Annotated in this window: 7 protein-coding genes; 2 read left to right on the forward strand and 5 right to left on the reverse strand. The window is 57.8% G+C overall.

Going from position 1 to position 6,002, the window contains the following annotated elements:
* The first annotated feature begins 179 nt into the window (after positions 1-179).
* Positions 180-356, forward strand: a complete 177-nt coding sequence (locus AC1DRJ_RS17615; protein WP_477803281.1) for a hypothetical protein — start codon at positions 180-182, stop codon at positions 354-356.
* A gap of 345 nt (positions 357-701) precedes the next feature.
* Here AC1DRJ_RS17615 and AC1DRJ_RS17620 read toward each other — a convergent pair whose 3' ends face one another.
* Positions 702-1,484: a DUF72 domain-containing protein gene (locus AC1DRJ_RS17620; protein WP_477803282.1), complete on the reverse strand. Its 783-nt coding sequence runs from the start codon at positions 1,482-1,484 to the stop codon at positions 702-704.
* Positions 1,485-1,658: 174 nt separating this feature from the next.
* On the opposite strand from AC1DRJ_RS17620, the gene AC1DRJ_RS17625 reads away from it, so the two are divergent.
* On the forward strand, positions 1,659-2,108 hold the full coding sequence (locus AC1DRJ_RS17625; protein WP_477803283.1) for a short chain dehydrogenase: 450 nt from the start codon (positions 1,659-1,661) through the stop codon (positions 2,106-2,108).
* Positions 2,109-2,145: 37 nt separating this feature from the next.
* Here the strand turns inward: AC1DRJ_RS17625 and AC1DRJ_RS17630 are convergent, their stop codons facing one another.
* The 4 genes from AC1DRJ_RS17630 to AC1DRJ_RS17645 form a co-directional block, all read right to left on the reverse strand.
* The gene (locus tag AC1DRJ_RS17630) at positions 2,146-3,492 is read right to left on the reverse strand and encodes a glutamine synthetase family protein (RefSeq protein ID WP_477803284.1); all 1,347 of its coding nucleotides are present in this window, start codon (positions 3,490-3,492) and stop codon (positions 2,146-2,148) included.
* 23 nt (positions 3,493-3,515) lie between these two features.
* A complete protein-coding gene (locus AC1DRJ_RS17635; protein WP_477803285.1) occupies positions 3,516-4,073 on the reverse strand; it encodes a helix-turn-helix domain-containing protein in 558 nt (185 codons plus the stop codon).
* A 93-nt stretch (positions 4,074-4,166) separates the two neighbouring features.
* Positions 4,167-5,309 (reverse strand): patatin-like phospholipase family protein, encoded by a 1,143-nt coding sequence (locus AC1DRJ_RS17640; RefSeq protein WP_477803287.1) that lies wholly within the window; start codon positions 5,307-5,309, stop codon positions 4,167-4,169.
* A gap of 96 nt (positions 5,310-5,405) precedes the next feature.
* Positions 5,406-6,002, reverse strand: a 597-nt coding sequence (locus AC1DRJ_RS17645; RefSeq protein ID WP_477803286.1) for a hypothetical protein, incomplete at its 5' end; no start/stop codon positions are given.

Genomic DNA, 6,002 nt, shown 5'->3' on the forward strand with positions numbered 1-6,002 from the left:
GCGTTAACCAAGCCCAGGCCGCCGAATCGAACGAAGAGAAGGCCAACAAAAAGGGCGAGGAAGCGGCGGGTTCAAACTCCGGTGCCGATGCACAATCCATGGAAAAAGACGCGGCTTCTTCGAGCGACTCGAAAGACCAGGAAAAAACCAAGTGAATGCAGTCAGCAGAGGTAAACGATATGCACAACGATGACGATGTCAAAGACACCCAAACGAAACCAGATGACCCACCCACAGATGCAGAGGGCATTGATGAAACCCTCACACCCTCTTCCAACCGCACCAAGGAACAGGCTTTAGAGAAGTTTGAAGAGAAAATAGCGGAAATAGAACGCCACGTGGCGGATGGCAACTAGTCGCCCGATCTGCAGTGTTTAACCTTCTGCACCGGTGGCAGGCCCCACGGATTCCTTGGCGTGGCAGCACAGCAAGATGTCAGACACGCGCATCATTGGCAGCGGGTCGGTTGGTTTGCTTTCTTCAAGCCATTTTCGGCTTCGCMTGACATCAAGTTGCAAATTCAACAACATCATCAGGCTCAGAAGCTCCTGGGAAATGCGCCCATTGCCGCATTCCGGACAATGAAATTCCTGCCACACACCGGCGCAGACTGTTCGTGCAAAAGGGTTTTCACAGATCACACACGACATGGCCAGACTCCACTCAATGAAAAATTGAGAGCTAAAAGCGCTGATCAGTGTTCAGCACGGCCGACAAACGGTGATGCCCGCRGGATCGCCACGTTCATCCAGCAATCCCCTGAGTGTCAAGGCATTACCCAACGCCGCACCACTGGCGGTGTTGTCAAACATGCACCACGTCGATCCGCCAGCGTCGTTGGCTGTGTGTAACTGTATCGCCAGGCTTTGCAGCGCAGGCTTTTCATAGTCGCTGAAGTAGATTCGAGGCGATCCGTGCAATCGCCAGTACCTGAGCCCCGGCCAGCCTCCCGGCAAATGGTCATGACTGATGCGTGACGGATCGACCGCTGCCCGGGCAATTCGATGCTGCAACAATAACGGCTCCGCATCGAGCCAGGAGTCGTGCCGGGGTTCCAGCACCACAGGTCCGTCATAGTGAAATCTGAGTTCAATGAAAAAAGCCTCGGCAATTGAATAATCAAAGGCCAATGAGGGCGGCAACTGCACCAGCAAGCAGCCCAATCGATCGTTCAAGCCAGCACACTGCCCAACAAATTCTTCCAGTGCAGCGCCGCAGTCTTGCAAGCGCCGTTCGTGGCTGATGTGCTTGGGCACTTTTACACAGAAGCGAAAGCCGTCCGGCACCGAATCAGCCCAACGCGCGTAGGTTTGCCGGCGATGTGGGCGATAAAACGAGCTGTTGATTTCGACCGCGTTCAGTTGTGATGCATAGCGCTGCAGGTGTGTGCCCTCAACGGGGAACCTCGACACAAAATCGCGCCCCAGGCTCCAGCCAGCACAGCCGATGAAAATCGGCGGACTGTTCACTACGCGCTGGCTCATTCAATCGATCTCCACGCTAAGAAAAATCGCCCAAGGGCTGTCCCGTCTAGGATTGAAAGGCTCGCGTCTGCAGAGTTCGAATTCTTTTGCGCCMTGTGTCTTTCGATCAATCCGATGGAACCTAAGGATTCAGTCAGTTCTCTATCGCAGAACCAGCAGAAGGAGGACTTCACCATGATTGACCCATCAACCGGCATGAGGCCGGGCGAGCGCTACAACGTCGAAAGCCTCGAACGCACGCCGCATTTCCCCGGTTTCTTTCTCGATGGAAAGTATTACCTGGAGCCCGAGTTGCAAACGGCGGTCGGCTGGCTCGAAGGCCTACAGTTTCTGTATGACCAACTCGATCCCACCGGTGAGCCGGTGTACCCCGGCCGGGTCGTCGGCACCATTGAAGACCTGACGCTGACCTTGGGCGATGGTGCGCGCCTGGCATTGAACACCGTGCCGTATGAAGCGCAGCAATATCTGCCCACCCAAATGACGGATGACATTCTGGGCGACGCCGGGGTCGAAAGGCTGTCGATTCGACCCTCCRCATTGCTGGTAGTCGGTGCCGCGCTGTTGGTCAGCGGCTGTATGCTTGCGGTCAATCGCCTGGCACACCGACGGCCTGCCCGTTAGATCCACGGGGAATCGTGGCGATCGCCGGTTCCCCTGTTTACAGATACCAGCGGTATTCCCGCGCGCTGATTTCTTGCATAAACGCCAAGTGATCCTGACGTTTGTTCTCGCAATAAACATCCACGAACTCAGCCCCCAGCCCCTCACGCAGTTGTGGCTTATGCTGCATCGCACGCACGGCTTCGAGCATTTCCAATGGGAAGTCGACCCCGCTGTTGCGGTCGTCGTTCAGCGGCGGGATGGGTTCCTTGCCAGCGTCAAGCCCATGCTCCAGTCCGACCAGAATCGCCGCCAACACCAGATAGGGATTGGCATCAGCGCCGGCCAGGCGATATTCGATGCGCAAGTTCTTCGAGTCCGACTCGGGAATGCGCAGGCACGCATCACGATCTTCAAAGCCCCAGCTCGCTCGCGTGGCGATGTTTGTCGTGCCTCCCAGGCGGCGGTAGGCGTTCTGGTTCGGTGCGAAAACCGGCATGCAATGTGGCAGCAATTCCAGGCAGCCGGCCACGGCGTGACGCAATGGCTGCTGCTGGTTGGCCGCCAGGATGTTGTTGCCGTCTGCGTCGTAAAGACTGACATGCACGTGCATCCCGCTGCCCGGATGCTGCAAGTAGGGTTTGGCCATGAAACTGGCACGATAACCATGTTTGAGCGCAACGCCACGGCTGCTGCGACAGAACAGCGCCGCCCAGTCGGCCGCACGCAAGCCATCGTCAAGGTGACCGAAATTGATTTCGAATTGACCCGGCCCGAGTTCGGCGGTAATCACCGTGCTATCGATGCCCTGAGCCCGCGAGGTCTCGACCATGTCGTCGAGAACCGGCGCGAAGCGTGACAGCCGCTCGATGTGCATGTTGGGCTGGTCATCGGCATCGTCCGTCAGTCCATCGCGAGGAAACTGCGGCAGTCCGTCGCGCAGCTTTTTATCGAACAGGTAGAACTCCAGTTCGAACGCCACCACGGGATGAATGCCTTTGCCGGCAAGCCTGTCCAGGACCTGCGCAAGCACCTGGCGCGGTTCGAACACGATGGGGTTTTCAGTGCCGTCCGAGGTGATCAGCATTTGCCCCAGCGGTTGGCTTTCCCAGCTCACTGGCTTGAGAGTTCCCGGCACCAGACGACGCAATGCATCCGGATCGCCATCGTTGAAGCAGTAATCACCAATCTTGAACAGACCACCCTGCACGCCCAGCAGCACACAGTTCTGCGGCAGCTTGAGCGCGCTGCCGGCCGCGACCTTTTCCAACATGTCCACCGGGTAACGCTTGCCGTAAAAATGCCCTGGAATATCCAGGGAAATCAGGTCGACGTAGCGCACCTCAGGATAGCGTTGGCGAAAGGCCCGCACCTCAGCCAGCAGATCAGAGCAAGTAGCATCCATCGTTGTTGGTCCTTTTCTTTTCATCAGGTGTAAACCCAAAGCACTCGCGTGAGGTGCCCGGTGAGGTTGCCGTAGCGGCAACGGGTATGGCTGTCGAACTGAAAACTGTCGCCAGCCACCAACGTAACAGGGTCTTCGTCGTCGCCCAGCCACAGCGTCAGCTCGCCTTCGAGCACGTAGCCACCCTGCTCCGAGCTGTCACTCATGTGCCGATCACCGCTGCTGGCGCCGGCGTCGAGATGACTTTCGAGCATGGAAAAGGAGGCGCGTATTTTTGGCGACACCAGAATGTCGGTAATACCGTTGGCGAAGTACAACGTACGGCGTTCATCCGGGCGCGTGACCCACGGTAGTTCCTTGGGTTTTGGCAGGCTGTAGAAGTAAGTCGTCGGTACCTCCAGGGTTTCACTGATCGCCGTCAGGTCTGCCACGGTGGGCCGTGACAGGCCGCGTTCGACCTGCGAGAGAAAGCCGACGGAACGGCCGATTCTGTCGGCCAGTTCCTTCAAGGTGTATTTTTTGTGCTTGCGCAAATCGTGAATCAGGATCGCCAGCGCAGCGATTTCTTCTTGCTTGTTCATAGGTACAAGTCCGGAAGACCTTATGAAATTATGTATTTATAATTTCATGAAAAACTACACGATTAATTTCACAACAGCAACTGCGCCAGTCTTTCAGGTATCAGGGGATTTATGCCACGGGTAACCTTTCGCGCTGAGCTCAAAGGCGTACTGGAACAAACGCTTCATGTACTCGCCATCAAACTGATGATTGCGAAGGTGATGAAAATCGGAACCGATGTACGCAAGATTGAAGTCGGCCCCGTCTTGCTGGGCGATTCGGTAAATCCGGTCGAGGTCGCTGATTCCCTGCGTCTGGATCAACGCACTGATGGCGCGACCGCCGATGTTCAACGTGCGGCGCTTGGTCCCGGACCATTGCGGCTCCATTTTTCCGTTGCGAATCACGTAGAAATGCCGATCACGGCGTAGACGCGCACCTGCCACGTTGTTCAGCGCCATGACGGTGCCTGGGGGRTAAAGAAATACCTGCGTGATGACGCCGCCGTCCACGTGCATTTCCTGGAACTGTTGGCCATTGACCTCCACGTCGATCATGACGGGTGAAACGGCGCCGGGAATACTCATCGACGCGATCAGGATCTTGCGAAACAGCTCGAGTGCTCCCGGCGCGCCGCTTGCGGCAATGGCACCCATGTTCCAGGTCACAGGCCGCCCTGCATCGAGGTCGGTGGTGCCGATCATCAAGAGTCGTCCATTGGCGTATTGCGCCGCAATTGCCGCCAGAATATCAGCGGTGAAGTATTGCGCGACGAGCCGCGACAACGGCTTGCTGTCCGCAATACCGTCGCTGGCAAGCCGGGTCAGCATATTGCGCGAATGGAAAATGTCTTTGGGGCCAACGGCGCTGCAAATGCGCAGAATGATTTCGTCGTACTGAGACCCCAGGTAGGCGAACGGGGCGACCAGGGCGCCAGCGCTGATGCCCGTGACAATTTTGAACAGTGGCCGTGTCCCATGTATCGACCATCCCGCGATGATGCCCGCCGCGAAGGTGCCAGCGTCACTACCACCGGAGACCGCCAGCATGCTGGCCAGCGGTAGCATGTCATGCGGCTCCCCGACTCTGGCAAGCGCTTGGGCCTCTCGATGGTTGGCCTGATGCACGTCCCGAATGAGCGGAGCGATGTCCCGGTCCAGCCAATAACGCGCCTCTGGAATGCCGGGCACGACCGCCAGTTCCGTCAAGGTCGGCGGCACGGCTTCCCGGCGTTGCAGGCACGCTTGGCGCAACATATTCCAGGTTGAGGCCCCCGTACCGGGCAGGAATGGTTTCAAAACGCCTCCTCCGGCCCCTGTCATTGACAGGGCCCGCGGGCATTGCAACGTGCATTAAGAGTAGCGGATGTCGCTGAGGTCGATGGCTACCAGTAACGCCTTAGTGTCTGGCTGACCTGATGCGCCACGGCGGTAGGCCCGTCGCCTGCCGGGCATGCGCAGCCCCTGTGCTTCAACGTAATCAGACACATATTGAGCGGCGGGCAGGCCACCACTCACCTCCACGTTGTAGTCATGTCGACGCAGCAGGAAGTCGTCGCCAAAGTAGAAGTCCTGAACCGCACAGTGGGTAGCGATGTGCCCGGGAAAGGTCACCCGTAGACGTCGCCATTGCTCTGCCCCCTCTGTCCAAGGTGCAAGTTCTTCCGTCAAGACACCCGGCAAGATGAACTGGAACGGCATGGTGAGGTAGGACCACAGCGCATAGCCATTGAAGTATGCGCGGTGCAGTGGGTCCCAAGGGGTGTTTTCTTCGTGATTCWGAAAGGAGGCTCGGGGGGCTGATCGTTCAGCAACGACCTGCCCGTCGGTCTTCTCGATGGCGATTCGATCGGGTGTGTAGGCCGTCAACTGGTCAAGCCCGCCAAACGGCTTCACCGAGGCTCGTTGTTCATGCAGCCAAACGGTCATCTGGCGGGGTGCGCTGTCCTG

This window comes from Pseudomonas sp. P5_B2, assembly GCF_056400445.1.